Origin of the sequence: Streptomyces sp. NBC_01197 (genome assembly GCF_036010505.1) — a bacterium.
Lineage (GTDB): Bacteria > Actinomycetota > Actinomycetes > Streptomycetales > Streptomycetaceae > Streptomyces.
Genome location: NZ_CP108569.1, coordinates 3,606,803 through 3,627,350, shown reverse-complemented (window position 1 = coordinate 3,627,350; position 20,548 = coordinate 3,606,803). Strand labels below are relative to the sequence as shown.

Genomic DNA, 20,548 nt, shown 5'->3' with positions numbered 1-20,548 from the left:
CGAAGACCACCGGAGACACGATGTTCACTCGTACCCGCAGGCCCCGTGTGGCGGTCGCCGCAGCCGCGCTCTGCATGCTGACCGCTGTCACCAGCTGCTCGGACAGCGGATCGAAGTCCTCCTCGACGTCGTCGACCAGCCCCACGGCCTCGGCGTCCACAGGGAGCGGCAAGGGCGACCGGATCACGATCCAGAACTTCAAGTTCACGCCCGCCGCCCTGACCGTCGCCCCGGGCACGACGATCACGGTGACGAACAAGGACTCGACGCTCCACACCCTGACGGCCACCGGTAAGAAGGCGTTCGACACGGGTGACATCGCCGCAGGCAAGACGGTCACCTTCAAGGCGCCGTCCGCCAAGGGCAAGTACCCCTACTTCTGCACCATCCACCAGTACATGAAGGGCTCGCTCACGGTCAGCTGACCGTGAGCGGTGTCCGCCCGCCGTACTCACTCGACCGTGCCTGCCCGGCCGTGCCGGGAAGGGACCCCGTGCCGGGAAGGGCCCCCCATGCCGTCCGATCCCTCACTCGCCGCGCCGCCGGACGACACCGGCAGCCCGGCCCGCCGACCCCTGCGGGCGCTGCTCTGTCTGCTGGCCGCCGCCGGGCTGGTCGTCGACGCCTATGTGCACGCGCACCTCTCCGACCGCTACGACCCCATCTCGGCGAGCATCAGCCAGGGCACGCTGTTCCGGATCGAGGCCGGGGTGGCCGGTCTCGCGGCGCTGCTCGTACTGGTCTGGCGGCGCGCCGTGTCCGACGCGTTCGCCTGGCTGGTCGCCGCGGGCGGTCTGGCGCTGCTGCTCGTCTACCGGTACATCAACGTCGGCAAGCTCGGCCCGGTGCCGAACATGTACGAGCCGATCTGGTTCTGGGACAAGAAGCTCGTGGTGATCGCGCAGGCCGTGACCATCGTCGCGACCACCCTGCTGCTGCTCACCGGGTCCTACCGTCGCCGCTTCACCGCTCGCCGCCGGAGCCGTCGCCGGGTCGAGTGACGGACGGCTCGGCCGCCGGTTCCGCGGCGGGCCGTGGGGACCGCTCGGCCGACGGCCCCGGCCGGGCCGCGGTCCGTATCCAGTGCAGCGTCACCGCGCTGAGCAGGGCCACCGCGACCAGGCAGCCGCAGTAGAGGGTGAGGCCGTTCCAGGCCCCCGCGGAGTACGCGATACCGCCCACGGAACCACCGATCGCGCTGCCGATGTAGTAGAAGAACAGATAGACCGCCGCGCCCTGCACCCCCAGCACGGTGGACCGTCCGCCGACCCAGCCGCTGGCCACCGCGTGCGCCGCGAAGAAGCCCACCGTGAAGATCACCAGGCCGGGGATGACCGCGCCGAGCCGCGGTACGAGCATCAGCGCGAGCCCCGCGAGCGTGACGAGCAGCGCGGGCAGCAGCACGCGCGGCCGGCCGTACCGGTCGACCAGCCGTCCCGCGGCGGCCGACGAGAACGAACCCGCGGTGTACGCGATGAAGAGCAGCCCCGCCGTCGTCTGGGACAGGTTGAACGGCGCGTCGATCAGCCGGAATCCCAGGTAGTTGTAGACGGTGACGAACGCGGCCATCGCCACGAAGCCGATCAGATACAGCCTGAGCAGGGCGCTGTCGGGCAGCGCCCGGCCGATCGCCGACGCGAGGGCGCGCGGCCGCGCCTCCCGGCGGACGAAGCGTACGGACGCCGGGACCGTCAGGTGGAAGATCACGGCGGAGACCGCGGCCACCGCGCCGACGGCGCCGATCGCCCAGCGCCAGCTGCCCGTCAGATCCAGCACCCCGTCGGCGACGAGCCGGCCCGCCATACCGCCGATCCCGTTGCCCGCCACATAGAGCCCCATGGCCTGGCCGAGCGACTCGCGGTGCACCTCCTCGGCCAGATACGACATCGCCGTCGCCTGCAGCCCGGCGAGCGCGAGGCCCTGGAGCACCCGGAAGACCAGCAGCGTCGGGTAGTTGGGCGCGAAGGCCGCAGCGATACCGAGCAGCGCCGCCGCGCCCAGCGCCAGGCTCATCATCCCGGTCCTGCTCCACGCGTCGGAGAGGGCGGTCAGCGGCACCACGGCGATGGCCATGGCCGCGGTGGAGACCGAGATGGTCAGCGACGAGGCCGCGGGGGACAGACTGAAGTGAGCGGACAGGGCGGGCAGCAGGGCCTGGACGCAGTACAGCGTCATGAACGTGGTCATCCCGGCGGCGAAGAGCGCCCCGGTGGCCCGGCGGAAACCGGGTGTCCCCCGCGTGTGCGCGGCAGGCGTTATGTGCGGGTCAGTCACCGGACGACGGTAGGCCGGGCGCCGTTGATGCGTCCAATGCATGGATGCCCGATATATGTTCCGTATATGGAACGCATGAAACCGGTGAGCCCCATGACGCGTACGGAACGTGTGGAACACGCCGCTGTGCAGCAGCTGCCTGCACCGCTGCTCGGGATGTGCCCCGACCTCGTACGGTTCGTGACGGTGGCCGGGCTTGAGCACCTCTCCGCCGCGGCGAGCGAGCTGGGCACCCCGCAGTCGACGGTCAGCCGCAGCGTCGCCCGGCTGGAGGCGGCGGTCGGCACCCCGCTCTTCGACCGGGAGGGCCGGGGGCTGCGGCTGACCCGGCAGGGCCGGGCCTTCCTGGCCCGGGTGCAGCGGGGCCTGGAGGAGATCGCGACGGGCTGCGAGGAGCTGCGTCTCGCCACCGACATGCCGGGCACCGTCGCCCTGGGCTTCCTGCCCGCTCTCGGCTCGGCCCCGGTGCCGCTGCTCGTCAGCTGCTTCCGGGACCGGCACCCGCAGGTGCGCTTCCAGCTGGTCCAGGACAACGCGCAGGGGCTTCTCGACCGGCTGCGGGCGGGCGAGGTCGATCTCTGTCTGACCTCGCCGCTGCCCGACGAACCGGGCATCACCACCGTGCCCGTCGCCGCCGAGCCGCTCAGTCTCGTCGTCCCGGCCGGCCACCGGCTGGCCGGGCTGGGCCGGGTCCGGCTGGCCGACGCCGAGCACGAGGACTTCGTGATGGCCACCTCCGGCTACGGGCTGCGCCGCCTGGTCAACAGCCTCTGCTCCGCCGCCGGTTTCCCGCCGCGCGTCGCGTTCGAGGGCGCCGAGATCGCCACCATCCGCGGCTTCGTCGCGGCGGGCCTCGGGGTCGCGGTGCTGCCGCCGTCCCCGGTCCGGGTCCCCGGCCTCGTGGACCTGCCGCTCGACGACCCGGGGGCCTCCCGCACGGTCGGCCTGACCCGGGTGAAGGCCCGCACCCCCACCCCGGTCGTCAGCGACTTCATCGACCTGGTGCTGAGCCGGGCCGAGGAGTGCTTCGGGGCACCCGCGCCGCGCTGAGCGGGTTCGTCAGCAAGTCCGTACGGTGCGGGGGTTACCCCCACCCGTGGTGTCGTGCCTGTCGTATGGGCACAGTGGATCAGTTCAACAACCCTTGTCCCATGACCAGTTACGCCCACCAGGGCCTCTTCCGTACCCTGTCCGCGACAGCCGTCGCCACCGCTCTCGCCGTCACCGTCGTACCCGCCGCGCACGCCGGGACGGCGCCCACCGCCTCGTCCCCTCCGGCCCCCGCGCTCACCTGGCGGGACTGCGCCCAGCCCGGTGGCCCCGCCGGGCAGGAGTGCGCCGAGCTGCCCGTACCGCTCGACTACAGCCGTCCGGACGGGCCGCAGCTCACCCTCGCGGTGTCCCGGCTGCGCAGTGACCGGCCGGCCGCGCGGCGCGGGGCGCTGATCGTGATCCCCGGGGGGCCCGGCGGGTCCGGGGTCCAGCGGCTGACGGAGAAAGGGGCCGCGCTGCGCGGACAGTTGGGCGGCGCGTACGACCTCGTCAGCCTCGATCCGCGCGGGGTGGGCGGCAGTACGCGGGCGAGCTGCGGGCTCGACGCGGCCGACCGGCATCTGGTGACGATCCGGTCCTGGCCCGCGGCGGACGGCGGGATCGCCGAGAACACCGCGAGAGCCCGGCGGACCGCCGAGGCGTGCGCCCGCAACGGTGGCGCTGTCCTGCGCAGCCTCACCACGGCCAACGAGGTGCGCGACATCGACCGCTTCCGCCAGGCGCTGGGCGAGGAGAAACTGTCGGCGTGGGGCGAGTCGTACGGGACGTACGTCGGCGCCCAGTACGCGCAGAAGTACCCGCAGCGCACCGACCGCTGGGTCCTGGACAGCAACGGCGACCCCGACCCGTCCCGCGTCGCCCGCGGCTGGCTGGCCAACATGGCGGTCGGCGCGGAGGACCGGATGCCCGACTTCGCGGCCTGGGCCGCCGATCCCGCCAGGGCGGACGATGGGCTGCGACTGGCCCAACAGGCCGATGAGGTAAGGCCGTTGTTCCTCGCGCTGGCCGCGAAGCTGGACCGGGAGCCGAAGGAGACGACCACGCCGGGCGTCCCGCTCACCGGCACCCTGCTGCGGCAGGCGCTGCAGTCCGCGTTCGAGAGCGACGACGCGTTTCCGCAGCTGGCTCAGCTGATCAAGGCCGCGCAGGACCCGGCCGCGACGCCCGTCCTGACGCCCGTCCTCTCCCAGGCGCTGCCCGACGAGGACGCGGCGGTGGCGATCGGGGTGATCTGCAACGACGTGTCCTGGCCGGACCCGGTCTCCTCGTACGGGCCCGCGGTGGCGGCCGACCGCGCCGCGCACCCGCTCACGGCGGGGATGCCGGTGAACATCACGCCCTGCACCTTCTGGAAGGACGCCCCGGCCGCGCCGCCCGCCCGGATCACCGACCGGGGCCCGTCGGACATCCTGATGGTCCAGAACCGCCGGGACCCCGACACCCCGTACTCCGGCGCTCTGAAGATGCGCGCCGCGTTCGGCGGCCGGGCCCGGCTGGTGACGGTCGACAGCGGTGGGCACGGCTCCTATCTGGGCACCGGGAACGCCTGCGGGGACCGCACCGTGACCCGGTTCCTCACCACCGGACAGCGGCCGGAGCGCGACACGGAGTGCGCGGGCTGAGGACAGCCCCGGCCGCCCGCCCCAGCTGCCTGCCCGGCCGTGTACGTCAGTCGTGCGCGGCCAGCAGGTGGTCGAGGCGGGCGTCCGGGAACGCCCGCTGGAAGGAGTTGGCCTGCCACTTGTCCGGGAAGAGCGCCAGCACCTCCTTGTCGCGGACCCGGGTCAGCGCCTCGCCCTGGACCAGCCGCGCGCTGTTCAGCGCCTCGCCGCCCGCCACATCCGTGGACCTGGCCAGGTGGTACGGCAGGAACTCCAGCCGGACCGGCGAGGAGAACTCGCCCGCCATCCGGTGCGTCACCACGTCGAACTGCATGGGTCCCACCGCCGCGAGCACCGGCGACTGGTCCCCGCGCCGGTCCGACACCAGCACCTGGACCACGCCCTCCTCGTCGAGCTGGGCGATCCCGCGCCGGAACTGCTTGGAGCGGCTGATGTCGACCGGGCGTACGGCGGCGAAGTGCTCCGGCGCGAAGGTCGGCATCGGCGGGAACATAGCGGGCGGCCCGTCGTACAGGGTGTCGCCCACCCGGAGCGCCGCCGCGTTGCCCAGGCCGACGACGTCGCCGGGGTAGGCGATGTCGACCATCGAGCGGTCCTGGCCGAAGATGCTGTGCGCGTACTTGGTCGCGAACGGCTTCCCGGTCGTGGCCCGGGTGACCGTCGCCCCCCGCTCGAAGACCCCCGAGCACACTCGCAGGAACGCGATGCGGTCCCGGTGCGAGGGGTCCATGTTCGCCTGCACCTTGAAGACGAGGCCGGAGAAGGGCGCGTCGACCGGGCGGGCGCCCCCGCCCTCCATCTCACGGGCGTGCGGCGCCGGGGCCAGATCGACGATCGCGTCGAGGAGCAGCCGTACGCCGATGTTGGAGACCGCCGCACCGAAGAAGACCGGCGTCGACGTGGCGCCCAGGAACGACTCCGCGTCGAACTCGGCGCCCTCGGCCTGCAGCAGCTGGAGCTCCTCGGTGGCCTGCTCCCAGCGGTCGCCCTCCTCGGTGGCCGCCTGCTCGGCCGGGATCAGCTCCTCCTCGGCCTGGTGGGCGCCGCCGGGCGTGCGGGTGTAGCGCAGCATCTGCTCGGGGGAGCGCGCGTCGATCAGACCGCGCATCTCACCGGCCTCGCCGACCGGCCAGGTCACCGGGGTGGGGCGGACGCGCAGCTCGCGCTCGATCTCGTCCAGCAGCTCCAGGGCCTCCCGGCCCGGCCGGTCCCACTTGTTGACGAAGGTGATCACCGGGATACGGCGGTGCCGGCAGACGTCGAAGAGCTTGCGGGTCTGCTCTTCGAGCCCCTTGGCCGCGTCGATGAGCATCACCGCGCAGTCGACCGCCGCAAGCACCCGGTAGGTGTCCTCGGAGAAGTCCGCGTGACCGGGGGTGTCGAGGAGGTTGAGCACATGGCCGCGGTGGTCGAACTGGAGCACAGCCGATGTCACGGAGATACCGCGCGCCTTCTCCATCTCCATCCAGTCGGACGCGACCGCGCGCCGACCCGACTTCCCGTGCACGGCGCCCGCCTCGGTGATGGCGTGCGCGTGCAGGGCCAGGGCCTCGGTGATCGTCGACTTGCCCGCGTCGGGGTGGCTGATGACCGCGAAGGTCCGCCGCCTGGCGGCCTCGCCCGCCGCCCCGCTCACACCTGCTCCGCCGGGGGAGTCCCCATTGCCCGCGGAAGTCCCGTACGTCTGCACCCTCGCCACCAGTCCCTCGTCAGTCCGAACCACCAGTGTGCGGCAAGGTGCCACCCGGCCGGGACCGGCGTCCGGCGCGGGACGGCCGGGGGCGCCCGCTGTGGGACCCTCCAGGGGCGCCGAGAGGGCCACGGACACGGGACGAGGACAGCGATGAGTGCACGTTTCCAGGAGATCGACTGGCAGCCCACGCCCATGGGCGACATCAGTCTGCGGCGCAGGCGGGACCCGGCGTCGGGCGACGAGGTGTACGAGGTGAAGCTCGGGGACGAGTTCCTGATGTCCAGCCTCTTCACCCTGGGTGAGACCGAGCTCACCCGGCTCGGCCTGGCGGAGCTGCCGGACACCCCGCTGGATGTCGCCGTGGGCGGTCTCGGCCTCGGGTACACGGCGCGGGCCGCGCTGGACGACCCGCGGGTGGCCTCGCTGATGGTGGTCGACACGCTGGGCGAGGTCATCGACTGGCACCGGCGCGGTCTGGTCCCGCTGGGCGCCGGGCTGGCGTCGGACGACCGCTGCCGACTGGTCAGGGGCGACTTCTTCGCGCTTGCCGCCGGCCCGGACGGCCTGGACCCCGAGGCACCGGGCCGCCGCTTCCACGCCATCCTGCTGGACGTCGACCACTCACCGCGCCATGTCCTGCACCCCAGCCACGCGGCGCTCTACGGCCCGGCCGGACTGCGCGCCCTCGCCGGCCTGCTGCACCCCGGCGGGGCCTTCGCCCTGTGGTCGAACGACCCGCCGGACGCGGAGTTCGGCGCCGTACTCGCGGAGGTCTTCCCGCATACGGAGGCGCATGTGGTCACCTTCGACAACCCCCTCCAGGGGGGAACGTCGACCAACACGGTCTATGTGGGGCGCACGGGGGCCGAGGGATAGCGGAGGTGTGAGGGCTGGGCTGTCAGGCGCGTTGTTGTCAGCAACCTCGTTCTCAGCAACCTCGTTCTCAGGCACCGGACTTGTCCAGGGCGCTCTGCAGGGACTGCATATAGCCCTGGCTGGTGTAACTGGCCCCCGATACGGCGTCGATGTGCGCGCTGTTGGCGCCCACGGCCTCCTGGGTGAGACGGGGCAGGGCGTACGAGGCGATCTGCTGGTCCCTGCCGTTCTGGTCGGGCGCCTGGAGGACCCGTACCCCGGTCAGCCGGCCCCCGGTGAGGGTGGCGGAGACCTGGACGGCGCCGTACTGCGTGTCGACCGGGTCACCGGTGTACGTACCGGTCCCGCTCGCCTTGCCTGTCTTGCCTCCCGTGCCCGTCCTGCCCGCGGTGCTCGTCCCGCCCGTCGTACCGGTCTTGCCCGCCCCGCCGGTCTTGCCTGCCGTACCCGGCGAACCGGCCGACGGGGCCGTGCTCTTCGGCGTGCGCGGTGCGACGCCCGCCAGGGCGGGTGACTGGTGCGGCTTGAGCGACAGCAGCGCGACGACCAGGGCGCAGGACCCGGCGCTGACCAGGACGGTCCGGCGTATGGCGGTTCTCCTCCGCATGGCGGTTCTCCTCAGTGGTCCCGAAACGGTCGTGAATTGGCCCGGAAGCGGTCCTGAATTGGTCCTCAAGTGGGTCCTGCGCGCCTCAGAAGGCGAACGACTCGTGGTGGATACGGCGCCCCGGGACCCCCGCTTCCCGCAGCGCCCCGATCGCGGTCTCCGTCATTCCGGGCGGCCCGCACAGATACACGTCGTGCTCGGCCAGGCCGGGGACCAGCTGGGCCAGTGCCTCCGCGGTGAGCGGTACGGAGAGGTGGGCGGGCTCGTCGACGGCGTAGTGGACGACGGCGTGCCGGCGCGCGGCTATCGCGTCGAGCTCGGAGCGCAGGGCCAGATCCTCGGCCCGGCGGGCGAGGTAGACGAGGGTCACCCGTCCCGGCAGCGTCTCGAACAGGGCCCGCAGCGGGGTGATGCCCACGCCCGCCCCCAGGAGCAGCACCTTGGCGCTGGTGCGGCGGTCCGCGGTGAAAGCGCCGTACGGGCCCTCGGCCCAGACCCGGGTGCCGGGCGCCAGCCGGGCGAGGGCGGCGCTGTGTCCGCCCGCGGCCTTCACGGTGATGCGCAGCGAGCCGGGGTGGGCGGGGGCAGAGAGGGAGTACGGGCCGGCCGTCCACCACAGGCCCGGCGTGAGGAAGCGCCAGCGGAGGAACTGGCCGGGCCGTGCGGCGAGTTCGTCCAGCCGGGCTCCCGTCAGGTAGACGGAGACGACGCCCGGCGCCTCGGGCCGTACGGCGGTGACACGCAGCCGGTGGCGGAGCCCACGGCGTACGGGCACGGCGAACCGGAACCAGACGAGCAGCGCCGCGACACCGAGGTACAGGGTGTACCAGCCGAGCTGCGCCGGACGGTTGCCGACGAAGTCGGCGCCGTTGGAGAGCTGGTGGCCGAAGGTGAGGAAGACGGCCAGATAGGTGGCGAAGTGGAGGTAGTGCCAGGTCTCGTAACTCATCCTGCGCCGGGCGGCGCGGGCGGAGATGATGCCGGTCACCAAGAAGAGCAGGAATCCGGCGGTGCCCTTGAGGAGATCGGGGTAGTGCAGGACCAGGGTGGACGTCTGGCTCACGGCGTCCGTATGCGAGGCCAGCGAGTAACCCCAGATGATCATCAGGGTGTGGGTGAGCGCGAGCGACACCGTGAACCGCCCGCCCGTGGCGTGCCAGCGGGCCAGCTTGTCCGTGCCGATGCTGCGGTCCAGGGCGGGTATCCGGGCCATCAGGGCCAGCAGGACGGCCAGGGCGTATCCGGCGAGCAGGCCGGTGATCCGGCCGGCGTTGGTCAGCCACCCGGACAGCCCGACGACGGCGTTCGTGTCGCTCCACCACATGACGAGCACCCCGGCGGCTCCGGCCCAGATCAGCAGGGGCGCCAGGAAGGGGATGAGACTGCGCCGTGCACGCCGGTGGCGCAGGCCACGGCGCACGCCGTCGGCGCCGGTGGTGCTTCCGGTCCCGGTGCCGGTTTCGGTGAAGACGGCGGCCATGTCCCTCCTCGGTTCGGTTCGCTTCGGTCGGTTCGCCGGGGCGGTTCGCTCCGGTCGTCGGACTCGTCGTCGGACTTGTCGTCGGACTCGTCGGACGGGCCGCGCCGGATGCGCCGGACGTGTCGGACGTGTCGGACGGGCCAGACTGACAGTGGATTCTCTGCGTACCTTCTGAGGTGGGCTCCGAAGCGGGTGAGAGGGCCGGATTCAAGGGGGTGACGGAGCCGGATTCATAGGGAACACAGAGGGGACCCGCCCCGCGCACCGTCCGGCAGCGGGGCATCCTGGGAGGACGATGAACAGCGACGACGTCCCGCAGACCGGCCCGGGGACCCCCGCCGGGCCCCCCGTACGGCACGGCCACGACCAGCCGGTGCTGCTGCGTCCGGACGGAGCGGCGGTACGCGTCCTGGTCGTGGACGACGAGCCCGACCTGACCGACGTCCTGACCGGGGCCCTGCGCTCCGAGGGGTGGGATGTGCGCAGCGCCGCCGACGGCGCCTCCGCGCTCGCCGCTGCCGATGACTTCCGCCCCGACGCGGTCGTCCTCGACTGGATGCTCCCCGACATGGACGGACTGCACGTCCTGCGTGAGCTGCGCACCCGCCTCACCGGTGTCTGTGTGCTCTTCCTGACCGCACGCGACGCGGTCGAGGACCGGATCGCGGGCCTCACGGCGGGCGGCGACGACTACGTCACCAAGCCGTTCAGCCTGGAAGAGGTGCTGGCCAGGCTCCGCGGGCTGCTGCGCCGCGCGGGAATGGCCGCGGAGCCCGAGGGGAACTGGCTGACGGTCGGCGACCTCAGGATGGACGAGGACGCCAGGGAGGTCAGGCGCGGCCACGACAGCATCGACCTCTCACGCACCGAGTTCGAACTGCTGCGGTTCCTGCTGCGCAATCCGCGCCGGGTGCTGTCCAAGGAGCAGATCCTCGACCGCGTCTGGGCGTACGACTTCGGCGGCCGGGCGCACATCGTCGAGCTCTACATCAGCTATCTGCGCAAGAAGATCGACGCGGGCCGGGCCCCGATGATCCACACGGTGCGGGGCGTCGGCTACGTACTCAAACCGGACCAGCCGTGAGGCGGCTGCCCCCGCACACCCTGCGCGGCCAGCTCACCGCAGGGCTCGTCGTCCTGCTCGCGGTGGCCTGCGCGGCAGTCGGCATCACCACCGCCCTCGCACTGCAGGGCTTCCTGGTGGGCCGGCTCGACCAGCAGCTCACGGCGTCCGGGGGCCGGTTCGCGGCCAGCCTCGAACACGAGAAGCACCCCGACGCGGACAACCGCCCCGACACCCGGGGCCAGGCCGAGGGCACGTTCGGCGCACGGCTGCTGAAGGGGACCGTCACCAGCGCCGCCCTGGTCGACGACGAGGCCGACCGCCCGGTCCCGCTCACCCCCGCCGACCGCCGTACGCTCGTGGCTCTGCCCCCCGACGGCACCGGCCACAGCATCCGGCTGCACACCCTCCACCGCTACCGGGCCACCGCCACCCGGGGCGACGACGGCGACGTCCTGGTCACCGGGCTGCCGCTGCACCCCGTCGAGGAGACGGTCCACCGGCTCGAAGCGGTGGAGGCCGCCGTGTTCGTGGCCGCCCTGCTGGCGACGGGCGTGGCGGGCGCTCTGTGGGTGCGGGTCTCGCTGCGCCCCCTGCGACGGGTGACCGCCCGCGCCGCCGGGGTCGCCCGGCTGCCGCTCGCCAGCGGCGAGGTGGCCATGCCCGAGCCGCTGGCCGTCACCGACCCGCGTACCGAGGTCGGCCAGGTCAAGACGGCGCTCAACCACATGCTCGGCCACATCGGGAACGCGCTCGCCCAGCGCCAGGCGGGCGAGGAACGGCTGCGGCACTTCGCCGCGGACGCGAGCCACGAACTGCGCACCCCGGTCGCCAACGTCCGCGGCCACTCCGAACTCGCCCTCCGGCACCGGGGTCCCGTACCGCCCGAGGTGCGGCACGCGCTGGAGCGCATCCACTCCGAGTCCCACCGGATGACCCGCCTCGTCGACGACCTGCTGCTCCTCGCCCGGCTGGACGCGGGCCGCCCGCTGGAGCGCGAACAGGTCGATCTCACCCGGCTGGTCCTGGACGCGACGGACGACGCACGGGCCGCGGGCCCCAGCCACCGCTGGCTGCTCGACCTGCCGGAGGAGCCCGTCACGCTCACCGGCGACACCCACCGCCTCCAGCAGGCGCTGGGCAACCTCCTGGCCAACGCGCGCACGCACACCCCGCCGGGCACCGAGGTGACCGTACGGCTCAGCACCGTGGCGGCAGGCATCGAGCTGGCCGTGCACGACACCGGACCCGGTATCCCCGAAGAGCTCAGGCCGGAGGTGTTCGGCCGCTTCGTCCGCGCCGACCACAGCCGCTCCCGTACGACGGGAAGCACGACGGGCAGCACGGGCCTCGGCCTCGCCATCGTCCACGCGGTGGTCACCGCGCACGGGGGCACGGTCGACGTCAGCAGCAGCCCCGGTGACACCACGTTCCGGGTGGTCCTGCCCACCCGGCCCGACACCACCGGAGTCACGCAGACTGGTCCCGCAGCGCATTGACGAGGGGGACCACATGAGAGAACAGCCCGAACAGCCCGACGGGACGCACCAGTCCGGCGGGCCGAGGAAGCCCTTCCTGTACGTGGTGGTCTGCGCGTCCGGCATCGCGGGCGGCGTGGGCCAACTGATCACGGCGGCGCAGGAGCAGCAGTGGGACGTCGGCGTCGTCGCCACCCCGCAGGGGCTCGGTTTCATCGACACGGCGGCGGTGGTCGCACAGACCGGCTACCCGATCAGGTCCGCCTGGCGCGCACCCGGCGACCCGCGCCCGCTGCCGCCTGCGGACGCCATCGTGGTGGCGCCCGCCACGTTCAACACGATCAACAAATGGGCGGCCGGTATCTCGGACACCCTGGCTCTCGGCATCCTCTGCGAGGCGTACGGCGCGGGCATCCCCACCGCCGTACTGCCTTGTCTGAACGCGGCCCAGGCGGCCCACCCCGCGTACCGCCGGAGCGTCGACGCGCTGCGCGACATGGGCGTCCGCTTCAGCGCGTACGATCCCGGTCCGCCCGGGGCCGCGAAAGCCACCTCCGGGTTCCGCTGGGCGGAGGCGCTGGAACTGCTCGACAGGCCCTGAAGCGGACCCGGTTGCAGTTCGAAGCGGTGGCACCCGGCCTCAGCGCCGGGACATGTACAGGTCGAGGGCCTTGTGCAGGAAGCGGTTGAGGGGGAAGTCCCACTCGCCCAGGTACTCGGCGGCGTGGCCGCCGGTGCCGGCCTTGAAGCGGAGCAGGCCGAGCAGGTGGTTGCTCTCCTCCAGGGTGTCGGTGATGCCCCGCAGGTCATAGACGCCGGCGCCGAGTGCGTGTGCGTCGGACATCATGCGCCACTGGATAGCGTTGTTCGGCTGGACTTCGCGTTTTCTGCCGGCGGACGCGCCGTAGGAGTACCAGACGTGCTCACCGACCGTCAGCATCGTGGCGGCCGCCAGAACTTCACCCTCGTGGTGGGCCAGGTAGAGCCGCATCCGGTCGGGGTCCTCGGCCGTCAGTACGGTCCACATCCGCTGGAAGTAGGCGAGCGGGCGGGGGATGAACCGGTCCCTGGCGGCGGTCTCGACGTAGAGGTCGTAGAAGGCGGACAGGTCTGCGTACTCACCCCGTACGACTGTGACTCCGGCCTTCTCGGCCTTCTTGATGTTGCGCCGCCACTGCTGATTGAGGCCCTTGTGCACCTCGTCCAGCGAGCGCCCCGCGAAAGGCACCTGGAACACATAGCGCGGCTGGCCCGCCGCGAAGCCGTCCTCACCGCCCGGCTCGGTCTGCTGCCACCCCATCCCGCGCAGCCGGTCGGCGACGTCGAGGGCCCGGGGGTCGTGCCAGGTCGGGGCGGCGTCCCGCAGCCGCCCGGCCGCCGGATCGGCGATGGCGGCCTTGACCGCATCGGTGTCCCAGAGCCGGGCGACCACGGGCGGCCCCATCTTCACCGAGAACGCCCCCTGCCTCTTCAGATGGGCCAGCATCGGTTTCAGCCAACGCTCCAGATCAGCCGCGTGCCAGTCGATGACCGGCCCCTCGGGCAGATAGGCGAGGTAACGCCTGAGCTTGGGCAACGGTCTGAACAGGACCAGCCCCACTCCGACGAGCCGGCCGTCCGTCCCGTCCTCCGCCCGGCCGTCCGTCTCGAACCAACCCAGGCTCTCCGCCCGCCAGTCCGGCTTCACGTCCCCCCACGACGGCACCTGCATATGGCTTGCCGAAGGCCGGGCCCTGATGAAGGCCAGGTGTTCTTCGCGGGTGATGCTCTTCAGCCGAAGGCTCATGCGCAACGCTCCTCTGCCCGGGACGCCTCTCCCGAGGCGTACGGCACGTCTGTCTCTCCGTACGCACCATGTCAAGGCCACGGACCCTGTGTCAGCGGGCGCCACGCCGCAGGGCCTGGCCCGGATCAGCGTCCGGCCTCCGTACTCCTTCCCCGTACCGCCCTCCTGCCCGGCGAAGCGCCGGAAGAGCGGGTGGAGCAGTACGGCGGTGAGCGTGCCCGCCACCACGCCGCTGCCCAGGACCGTCCGGGTCCAGCCGGGGAAGCCCTGGTAGATGTCCGGTGCGACCACCGGCAGCAGGCCCGCGGTGAGGGACAGGGCGATCACCGTGGAGCTGGCCGTCGCGCCGGGGGCCGTGCGACCCAGCATGGCGATGCCCATCGCCGCGATGATCCCGTAGATCACCAGCGATGATCCCCCGACGACCGGCGCCGGTATTCGAGCATCGCAACGACGAGTTGATGTACGTGGCCGACGGCACGGCCGAAGTCGAGGCCGAAGGCCGTACGTACCAACTGGGCCGGGGCGACACGCTCTTCCTCACCGGCGGGGTGCGACACCGCTGGCGGGCACGGGAGGAGGGCACGCGGGTGCTGCTCGTGGCCGTGGCCGACCACGTCGGGACAGGGCCTACGCCTCCCGGCCCACGGACGTGATGGACATGTCCGTGGAGCGGTCGCCCGCCACCTGGCCGGCGAGGCCGCCCGCGGGTGCTGTCTGTCAGGCGCCGCTGTGGCGGAGCATGTGCTCGCGCTCGACGACCTTCACGCGCTCGCGGCCCTCCGCGTCGCCCAGGCTCCGCTCGTGGCTGTCGAGCTGGTGCCAGCCGTCCCACGTGGTGTACCGCACGCCGCGCTCGGCCAGGAAATCGGTGACGGCATCCGGGTCCGGCAGGTCGGCGCCGGGGAGCCGGCCGTTGGCGTGGTCGTCGAGGAGGCAGGCGACGGTCTCGTTGGCGTCGCCCTTGGTGTGGCCGATGAGCCCGATCGGGCCGCGCTTGATCCAGCCGGTGACATAGACGGCGGTCTGGTGGCTGCCGTCGGCGGCCAGTACGCGCCCGGCCTCGTGGGGGACGGTGCCGGAGGCCACGTCGAAGGGCAGCTTGGGCAGCTCGTCAGAGCGGTAGCCGACCGCGCGGTAGACGGCCTGGACGTCCCAGTCGGTGAAGCGCCCGGTGCCGCGGACGTTGCCGGTGCCGTCGAGCTCGGTGCGCTCCGTACGCAGCCCGACCACGCGTCCGTCCTCGCCAATGATCTCCTCAGGGGACTCGAAGAAGTGCAGGAAAAGCTTGTGCGGCCGGTCGCCGGCGTCGCGGATGGCCCAGTTCTCCAGGGTGGAGGCGACCATGTTGGCCTGCTTGTCACCGCGGCGGGTGGCGATCGAGCCCTCGTCGTAGTCGATGTCCTCGGGGTTGACGACGACCTCGATGTTCGGCGAGTGGTCCAGCTCGCGCAGCTCCATCGGGCTGAACTTGGCCTGCGCGGGTCCGCGGCGGCCGAAGACATGGACCTCGACGGCCTTGTTCTGCTGCAACCCGCTGTGGACGTTCGGCGGGATCTCGGTGGGCAGCAGCTCATCGGCGGTCTTGGCCAGGATCCGTGCGACGTCCAGGGCGACATTGCCCACCCCGACAACGGCGACCTTCTCGGCCTCCAGCGGCCAGGTCCGCGGGACGTCCGGGTGGCCGTCGTACCAGGAGACGAAGTCCGCGGCGCCGAATGAGCCGTCCAGGGCTGTCCCGGGTATGTCCAGGGCGCGGTCCGCCATCGCGCCGGTGGAGAAGACCACGGCGTCGTAGAAGCGGTGCAGGTCGTCCAGCGTGAGGTCGTCGGGGTAGTCCACATTGCCGAAGAGCCGTATCTGCGGCTTGTCCAGCACCTTGTGCAGAGCGGTGATGATGCCCTTGATCCGCGGGTGGTCCGGGGCGACCCCGTAGCGGATCAGCCCGAACGGGGCGGGCATCCGCTCGAACAGGTCGATGGAGACGCCCGGGGCGTGGGCGGCGTCGGACTTCAGCAGGGCGTCGGCGGCGTAGATGCCGGCCGGACCGGCACCGACGATCGCGACACGGATGGGACGAGACATACGGGACGTTCCTCCAGGCAACGCGGACAGACGGATCGACAGGCCCGCCGACGGCGGAGGACAACGGGCGGCGGCGGTCGAAGGGCCTGCGGCCCCCACGGCCATGACCCCTGCGGTCATGATCCCCACAGCCATGACCCCCACGTCCGGTCCACCTGGGGATCCTCTGACGGGATCGGCGCCACCCCTGCCGCCGGGAGCCGGACAGGCGTGTCACCCGAAAGCATATGGCACCAGGTGACAGAATCCTCTGGCTGCCCACGGTACGGACCGGGCCGCCGGTACGCCGTCCCGCCAGGAGGAACCCCGTATGCAACCCAGCCCGGCCGCACGCACCGCGTCCGCCGGCCTGCGCGCCCGCAAGAAACTCCGGACCCGTGACGCGCTCTGCCACGCGGCCCTCGACCTGTTCGGCTCCCGCGGCTTCGACGGCACCACGCTGGACGACATCGCGACCGCGGCCGATGTGTCCAAACGCACGCTGCTGCGGTACTTCACGGGCAAGGAGGACGTGCTGCTCGCGGTGTTCCGCGAGATGGCCGTACTCACCCTGCGCGAACTGGACCGCAGGCCCCCCGACGAGCAACCGCTGACCGCGCTGCGCGAAGCCACCCGCCGTGCGCTGACCGAGGTGGCGCGGGCCTTTCCCGAGTACCGCTCCACGCCGGCCTGCCTCGCCGTCCTGCACCTCGTGGCGGTCACCCCGGGGCTGCTCGTCTCCCTGCACCGCGTCCTGCTGAGCGAGCAGGACGCACTCGCCGGGATCCTCGCCGCGCGGGAGCACCTCGCGGACCCGGCCGACCCGCGGCCCCAGCTCCTGGTGTCGATGCACGCCTGCGCCATGACGGTCGCCGTCCGCACCTGGCAGGCGAGCGGCAGCCGCGATCTCGACACCCTGCTGCACCTGGTCGACCTGTGCCTCGACAACCTCAGCTCAGCGGCCGGGGGCCCGTGGGCGGGCGCACTGGTGGACCGGGGGGCCGGCCAGGGCGTGACCGGGCTGACCTGATCGCACAGGTGCTCGAACGATTCACCCGAATGGCCCTGCTCGGGTGGTGGCGGAAGCCGCGGAAGCGGAGCGTCGGGGCCACGCCGGTCCAGTCCGAATGACCCGGCGAAGGAGGCTCTCATGGCTCAGTCCGCAGCCCCCTCCGGGGGGCCCACACCTCACCACACGCGGCCCGGCAGGGACAGCGGCAGCGCGTGGGCAAGCGGTGGAACCCTGTTCGCCGGTGTGCTGCTGTTCGTGGACGGCGTACTGGCTGTGCTCAACGGCATCGTCGGCATCGCCAAGGACAACGTCTACGCACATACCGGCCACTACACGTACCAGTTCAGCCTGACCACCTGGGGCTGGATCCATCTGGCCATCGGAGTGGTCCTCATCCTCACCGGCCTCGGCATCCTCAAGGGCGCCCCCTGGGCCCGCTGGCTCGGTGTTTTCATGGCCGCGATCAGCGTCATCGCGAACTTCATGTGGCTGCCGTACCAGCCGGTCTGGGCGTTCATCGCCATCGCGATCGGCGTCTTCGTGATCTGGTCCCTCCTGACGGACCACGCCAGGGCGCATCTTCGGTGAACCCGGGAGACGCCAGCCGGAAACCCCGCCGGCAGCCGACCGGAAAGCCCCGGGCCACAGGTCTGGGGCTTTCCCTGTCAGCCAGTGAGGGCTGAGGCGTGGGTCTCCACGGGAAGCCGGTTCACCCTGCGCAAGCAAGAGCCGTGCCAGGTGAGTTCGTCCGCGGGGGCGGCAAGGCTCAGGCGCGGGAGCCGGCTGAAGAGGCCGACCAGGGCGTCATGGACGAGTTGGCGTCCGAGCGCCGCGCCGAGGCAGTAGTGCGGTCCGTGTCCGAATGAAAGATGGCTGCTGGGTGCCCGACGGCGTGGATCGGCCCGCAAGGGGGCGGGCCAGACCGCCGGGTCGAGGTTGGCGGAGAGCAGGGAGGCGATGACCACGGTGCCCTGGGGCAAGGAGATGCCCGCGATACGGCAGGGCTCCCGGGTGAATCGCCAACCGGTGTGCTGAAAAGGGGGGTTCAGCCTCAGGATCTCCTCGGTGAGCGCCCTCGTCTGTCCGGTGCCTCGGACGGACTCATGATGGGGCCGTTCGCCCAGCCCGCCACCGAGCCTCTGACTGAGACCGCGTCCGACGTCGGGGCACCGCATGGCGAGGAGCGTGCCGGCCGGGATGACGGTGGCCAGCGAGTCGATGGTGCCGATGAGCAGCATGCCGAGCATTCCGGCCATTTCGGCGTTGGTGAGTTCTCCGGCTCGGTTGGCGTGCAGCACGGCGGTAGCCGCGGTGGGGGTGGGGTGGCGGCGGGCGGCGCTGATGACCTGCAGGACGGTGCGGGAGAAGGCGCGGTGCGCCGACCGGGCCGCCTCCGTCCCCGGAGCTGACGCACTGGCGGCGAGAGCGGCCGTCACAGCTGTCCGGCGCCGCTCGGGCGGAATGCCGAGGACCTCGCCGACGGTGGCGCCTGCCAGCGGCAGGGCGAGATCGGCGACGATGTCGACGCGGTCGCGGCCGGCCAGCGACCGGATGATCTGTGCGGCCTCGCACCGCAGTCTGGCAGCTGTCCCCGCTGCCGCGGCTGCGGTGAAGAAGGGAGCCACGATCCGGCGCATCCTGCGATGGCGGTCTCCGGAGGCGGACAGCAACTGCGGTGCGTGGGCGAAGAAGTCCTCCGGATAGCGGCGGACGGGGAAGCCCTGCACCGGCCGACCCACTTCGCTGATGTCGTTGGTCAGACGCGGATCGGTGAGTACGGCGCGGGACACGGCAGCACCCGTCGCGGCCCAGGCGCGCAGACCGCCCGCGAGGGTGACGGGACGCAGGGCGGGGCCGTCCGGTTCGGTGAGCCCGCTCAGCGCCGTACCGAACCCGCCTTCGTTGAGGGTTGGGCAGGCCAGGAGGGGCGGGCGGACCAGGGGGGTTGGACAGGCCGAGTGCGTCGGCGGGCCTGCTGGAGGCGCGGTGCGGGTCATGCCGTGGTGAAGATCAGGGCGGTGTTCTGGCCGCCGAAGCCGATAGAAGTGCTCGCGACCGCGGTCATCGTCTCGTGCCGGGGTTGTTTGGTGACGATGTCGAGGTCGATGGCGGGGTCGGGCCGGTCGAGGTTGGCGGTGGGGTGGATGGTCTGAGTGGTGAGACTCAGGACGCTGACCGCCGCCTCGATCGCACCGGCTCCTGCGATGGCGTGGCCGATGACGCTCTTGGTGGCGGTGACGGGCGGGGGTGTGTGGAAGACAGCGCGCAGGGCCTCGGCTTCGCTGATGTCGTTGGCGGGGGTCGATGTGGCGTGGGCGTTGACGTGGCCGATGTCGGCGGGCGTGAGAGCCGCGTCGCTGAGAGCGGTGCGCAGGGCCTGTACGGTGCCGCGCCCCCCTGGGTGTGGGGTGGTCCAGTGGTGGGCGTCGCAGGTGGTGCCGTATCCGGCCAGATGGGCGCGGACAGGGGCACGTCGCGCTCTGGCGTGGCGGGTTTCCTCCAGGATCAGGACGCCGGCGCCTTCGCCGAGGACGAAACCGTCACGGTCGGCGTCAAAGGGGCGGGAGGCTCCGGCGGGGTCGTGGCTGCGGGTGGACAGGGCGCCCATCCGCCAGAACGCTCCGGCGGCGAGACGTGAGGAGCCGGCGGATTCGCTGCCTCCTGCGATGACGATGTCGCACGTGCCGGAGACGATCAGGTCGCGGGCGAGACCGATAGCCGTGGCCCCCGATGCGCAGGCCGTGCTGACGGCGAAGTTGGGCCCGGTGGCCTGGCAGTCGATGGCGATCTCGGCGGGGGCCATGTTCGGCATACTGCGGGGCACATCGGTCGGCGACAGCGCCCGGTAGGCGCCACGGGCCAGTTGCTCGTACTCGCGTGAGGCGGTGTCCTGGCTGCTCCCGCCGACGCCGATCACGACCCCGACCCGGTTGCCGTCCCAGGTGGTGGGGTCGAGACCCGAGTCGGCGAGGGCCTCCCGTGCGGTGAGGAGTGCGAGGTGCACGAACCGGTCGGTGCGCCAGACGATGCGACGGCCGATGGCTCTGACGGCGTCGAACTCGGGGATCTGGCAGGAGAAGGCGACCGGCATGCCGTCCAGTCTCGGATCCGGTGTGGCAGTAGATGTGCCTTCGCACAGGCGGGCCCAGGTCGCTGCGGCCCCCACGCCGGCGGGGGTGGTCATACCGAGCCCGGTGACGGAGACGGAGCGGGAGGTCATGATGTGGTGGGAACGGTCGCCAGCAGCCGCGAGAGGGCTTCGGCTGCCTGCGCCAGCGTCACGCCGGGGCTGAAGGAACCCTCGATTTCGGGGAATTGGAGCCCGTACCGGTCTTCGAGGACGACTACGGTCTCGGCCAGAGCCAGAGAGTCCATGTCCAGGTCCTCGAACGTGGTGGTAGGTGTGATCTCGGCCGGGTCGATACCGAAGTGCTCGCAGATGATCTCGGCGATCCGGTCTTGCATCGGATCGTGGAGGGGACCTTGCGTCGGAACGCTCATGCTTACTCCTGTGGCAGCAGACGGGGGAGGCGGGTCGAG

The 20,548-nt window shown here is 71.9% G+C and carries 19 protein-coding genes and 1 pseudogene; 11 read left to right on the top strand and 9 right to left on the bottom strand.

Going from position 1 to position 20,548, the window contains the following annotated elements; translation table 11 throughout:
- Positions 1-20: 20 nt before the first annotated feature.
- Positions 21-425, top strand: a complete 405-nt coding sequence (locus tag OG452_RS16485; RefSeq protein ID WP_327296352.1) for a cupredoxin domain-containing protein — start codon at positions 21-23, stop codon at positions 423-425.
- An 87-nt stretch (positions 426-512) separates the two neighbouring features.
- Positions 513-1,001 carry a hypothetical protein gene (locus OG452_RS16480; protein WP_327296351.1) on the top strand — a complete coding sequence of 163 codons (489 nt, stop codon included), beginning with the start codon at positions 513-515 and terminating at the stop codon, positions 999-1,001.
- Here OG452_RS16480 and OG452_RS16475 read toward each other — a convergent pair.
- On the bottom strand, positions 964-2,274 hold the full coding sequence (locus OG452_RS16475; protein ID WP_327296350.1) for an MFS transporter: 1,311 nt from the start codon (positions 2,272-2,274) through the stop codon (positions 964-966). The genes OG452_RS16480 and OG452_RS16475 overlap by 38 nt on opposite strands.
- A 66-nt stretch (positions 2,275-2,340) precedes the next feature.
- Between OG452_RS16475 and OG452_RS16470 the strand changes: the two genes are divergently transcribed.
- The gene (locus OG452_RS16470; RefSeq protein WP_327296349.1) at positions 2,341-3,324 is read left to right on the top strand and encodes a LysR family transcriptional regulator; all 984 of its coding nucleotides are present in this window, start codon (positions 2,341-2,343) and stop codon (positions 3,322-3,324) included.
- A gap of 101 nt (positions 3,325-3,425) precedes the next feature.
- Positions 3,426-4,949, top strand: a complete 1,524-nt coding sequence (locus OG452_RS16465) for an alpha/beta hydrolase (protein ID WP_327296348.1) — start codon at positions 3,426-3,428, stop codon at positions 4,947-4,949.
- Positions 4,950-4,995: 46 nt separating this feature from the next.
- Here OG452_RS16465 and OG452_RS16460 read toward each other — a convergent pair whose 3' ends face one another.
- Positions 4,996-6,585 (bottom strand): peptide chain release factor 3, encoded by a 1,590-nt coding sequence (locus tag OG452_RS16460; protein ID WP_327296347.1) that lies wholly within the window; start codon positions 6,583-6,585, stop codon positions 4,996-4,998.
- A gap of 207 nt (positions 6,586-6,792) precedes the next feature.
- Here OG452_RS16460 and OG452_RS16455 point away from each other — a divergent pair, with 207 nt between their 5' ends.
- Entirely contained in the window at positions 6,793-7,518 is a 726-nt protein-coding gene (locus OG452_RS16455) for a spermidine synthase (RefSeq protein ID WP_327296346.1), read from the top strand.
- A 67-nt stretch (positions 7,519-7,585) separates the two neighbouring features.
- On the opposite strand, the gene OG452_RS16450 is transcribed toward OG452_RS16455, so the two are convergent.
- Positions 7,586-8,125: an FMN-binding protein gene (locus tag OG452_RS16450; RefSeq protein WP_327296345.1), complete on the bottom strand. Its 540-nt coding sequence runs from the start codon at positions 8,123-8,125 to the stop codon at positions 7,586-7,588.
- Positions 8,126-8,210: 85 nt separating this feature from the next.
- Positions 8,211-9,605 (bottom strand): ferredoxin reductase family protein, encoded by a 1,395-nt coding sequence (locus OG452_RS16445; RefSeq protein WP_327296344.1) that lies wholly within the window; start codon positions 9,603-9,605, stop codon positions 8,211-8,213.
- Positions 9,606-9,900: 295 nt separating this feature from the next.
- Between OG452_RS16445 and OG452_RS16440 the strand changes: the two genes are divergently transcribed.
- The 3 genes from OG452_RS16440 to OG452_RS16430 are packed head-to-tail and all read left to right on the top strand — an operon-like array spanning position 9,901 to position 12,747.
- Positions 9,901-10,689, top strand: coding sequence for a response regulator transcription factor (locus OG452_RS16440; protein WP_327296343.1), 789 nt, complete (start codon positions 9,901-9,903; stop codon positions 10,687-10,689).
- The gene (locus OG452_RS16435; RefSeq protein ID WP_327296342.1) at positions 10,686-12,167 is read left to right on the top strand and encodes a sensor histidine kinase; all 1,482 of its coding nucleotides are present in this window, start codon (positions 10,686-10,688) and stop codon (positions 12,165-12,167) included. Before OG452_RS16440 ends, OG452_RS16435 begins: the two co-directional genes overlap by 4 nt.
- Positions 12,168-12,180: 13 nt before the next feature.
- Complete coding sequence (locus OG452_RS16430) at positions 12,181-12,747, top strand: flavoprotein (RefSeq protein WP_327296341.1); 567 nt, start codon at positions 12,181-12,183, stop codon at positions 12,745-12,747.
- Between the two features lie 39 nt (positions 12,748-12,786).
- Here the strand turns inward: OG452_RS16430 and OG452_RS16425 are convergent, their stop codons facing one another.
- Positions 12,787-13,932, bottom strand: coding sequence for a lipid II:glycine glycyltransferase FemX (locus tag OG452_RS16425; RefSeq protein ID WP_327299659.1), 1,146 nt, complete (start codon positions 13,930-13,932; stop codon positions 12,787-12,789).
- Between the two features lie 437 nt (positions 13,933-14,369).
- Here OG452_RS16425 and OG452_RS16420 point away from each other — a divergent pair.
- Positions 14,370-14,588: pseudogene (locus tag OG452_RS16420) on the top strand (cupin domain-containing protein); the annotation flags it as partial.
- A gap of 64 nt (positions 14,589-14,652) precedes the next feature.
- On the opposite strand, the gene OG452_RS16415 reads toward OG452_RS16420, so the two are convergent.
- Complete coding sequence (locus OG452_RS16415; RefSeq protein ID WP_327296340.1) at positions 14,653-16,017, bottom strand: FAD-dependent oxidoreductase; 1,365 nt, start codon at positions 16,015-16,017, stop codon at positions 14,653-14,655.
- 310 nt (positions 16,018-16,327) lie between these two features.
- Between OG452_RS16415 and OG452_RS16410 the strand changes: the two genes are divergently transcribed.
- Both OG452_RS16410 and OG452_RS16405 read left to right on the top strand, forming a co-directional pair.
- The gene (locus OG452_RS16410; RefSeq protein WP_327296339.1) at positions 16,328-17,026 is read left to right on the top strand and encodes a TetR/AcrR family transcriptional regulator; all 699 of its coding nucleotides are present in this window, start codon (positions 16,328-16,330) and stop codon (positions 17,024-17,026) included.
- Between the two features lie 120 nt (positions 17,027-17,146).
- On the top strand, positions 17,147-17,596 hold the full coding sequence (locus OG452_RS16405) for a DUF7144 family membrane protein (protein ID WP_327296338.1): 450 nt from the start codon (positions 17,147-17,149) through the stop codon (positions 17,594-17,596).
- A gap of 77 nt (positions 17,597-17,673) precedes the next feature.
- On the opposite strand, the gene OG452_RS16400 is transcribed toward OG452_RS16405, so the two are convergent.
- From OG452_RS16400 to OG452_RS16390, 3 genes are read right to left on the bottom strand one after another with little or no spacing between them, the layout of a single operon-like run.
- The gene (locus OG452_RS16400) at positions 17,674-19,005 is read right to left on the bottom strand and encodes a cytochrome P450 (protein ID WP_327296337.1); all 1,332 of its coding nucleotides are present in this window, start codon (positions 19,003-19,005) and stop codon (positions 17,674-17,676) included.
- The gene (locus OG452_RS16395) at positions 19,002-20,228 is read right to left on the bottom strand and encodes a beta-ketoacyl-[acyl-carrier-protein] synthase family protein (RefSeq protein WP_327296336.1); all 1,227 of its coding nucleotides are present in this window, start codon (positions 20,226-20,228) and stop codon (positions 19,002-19,004) included. The genes OG452_RS16400 and OG452_RS16395 overlap by 4 nt, the downstream gene beginning before the upstream one ends.
- On the bottom strand, positions 20,225-20,509 hold the full coding sequence (locus tag OG452_RS16390) for an acyl carrier protein (protein WP_327296335.1): 285 nt from the start codon (positions 20,507-20,509) through the stop codon (positions 20,225-20,227). Before OG452_RS16390 ends, OG452_RS16395 begins: the two co-directional genes overlap by 4 nt.
- Between the last annotated feature and the right edge of the window lie 39 nt (positions 20,510-20,548).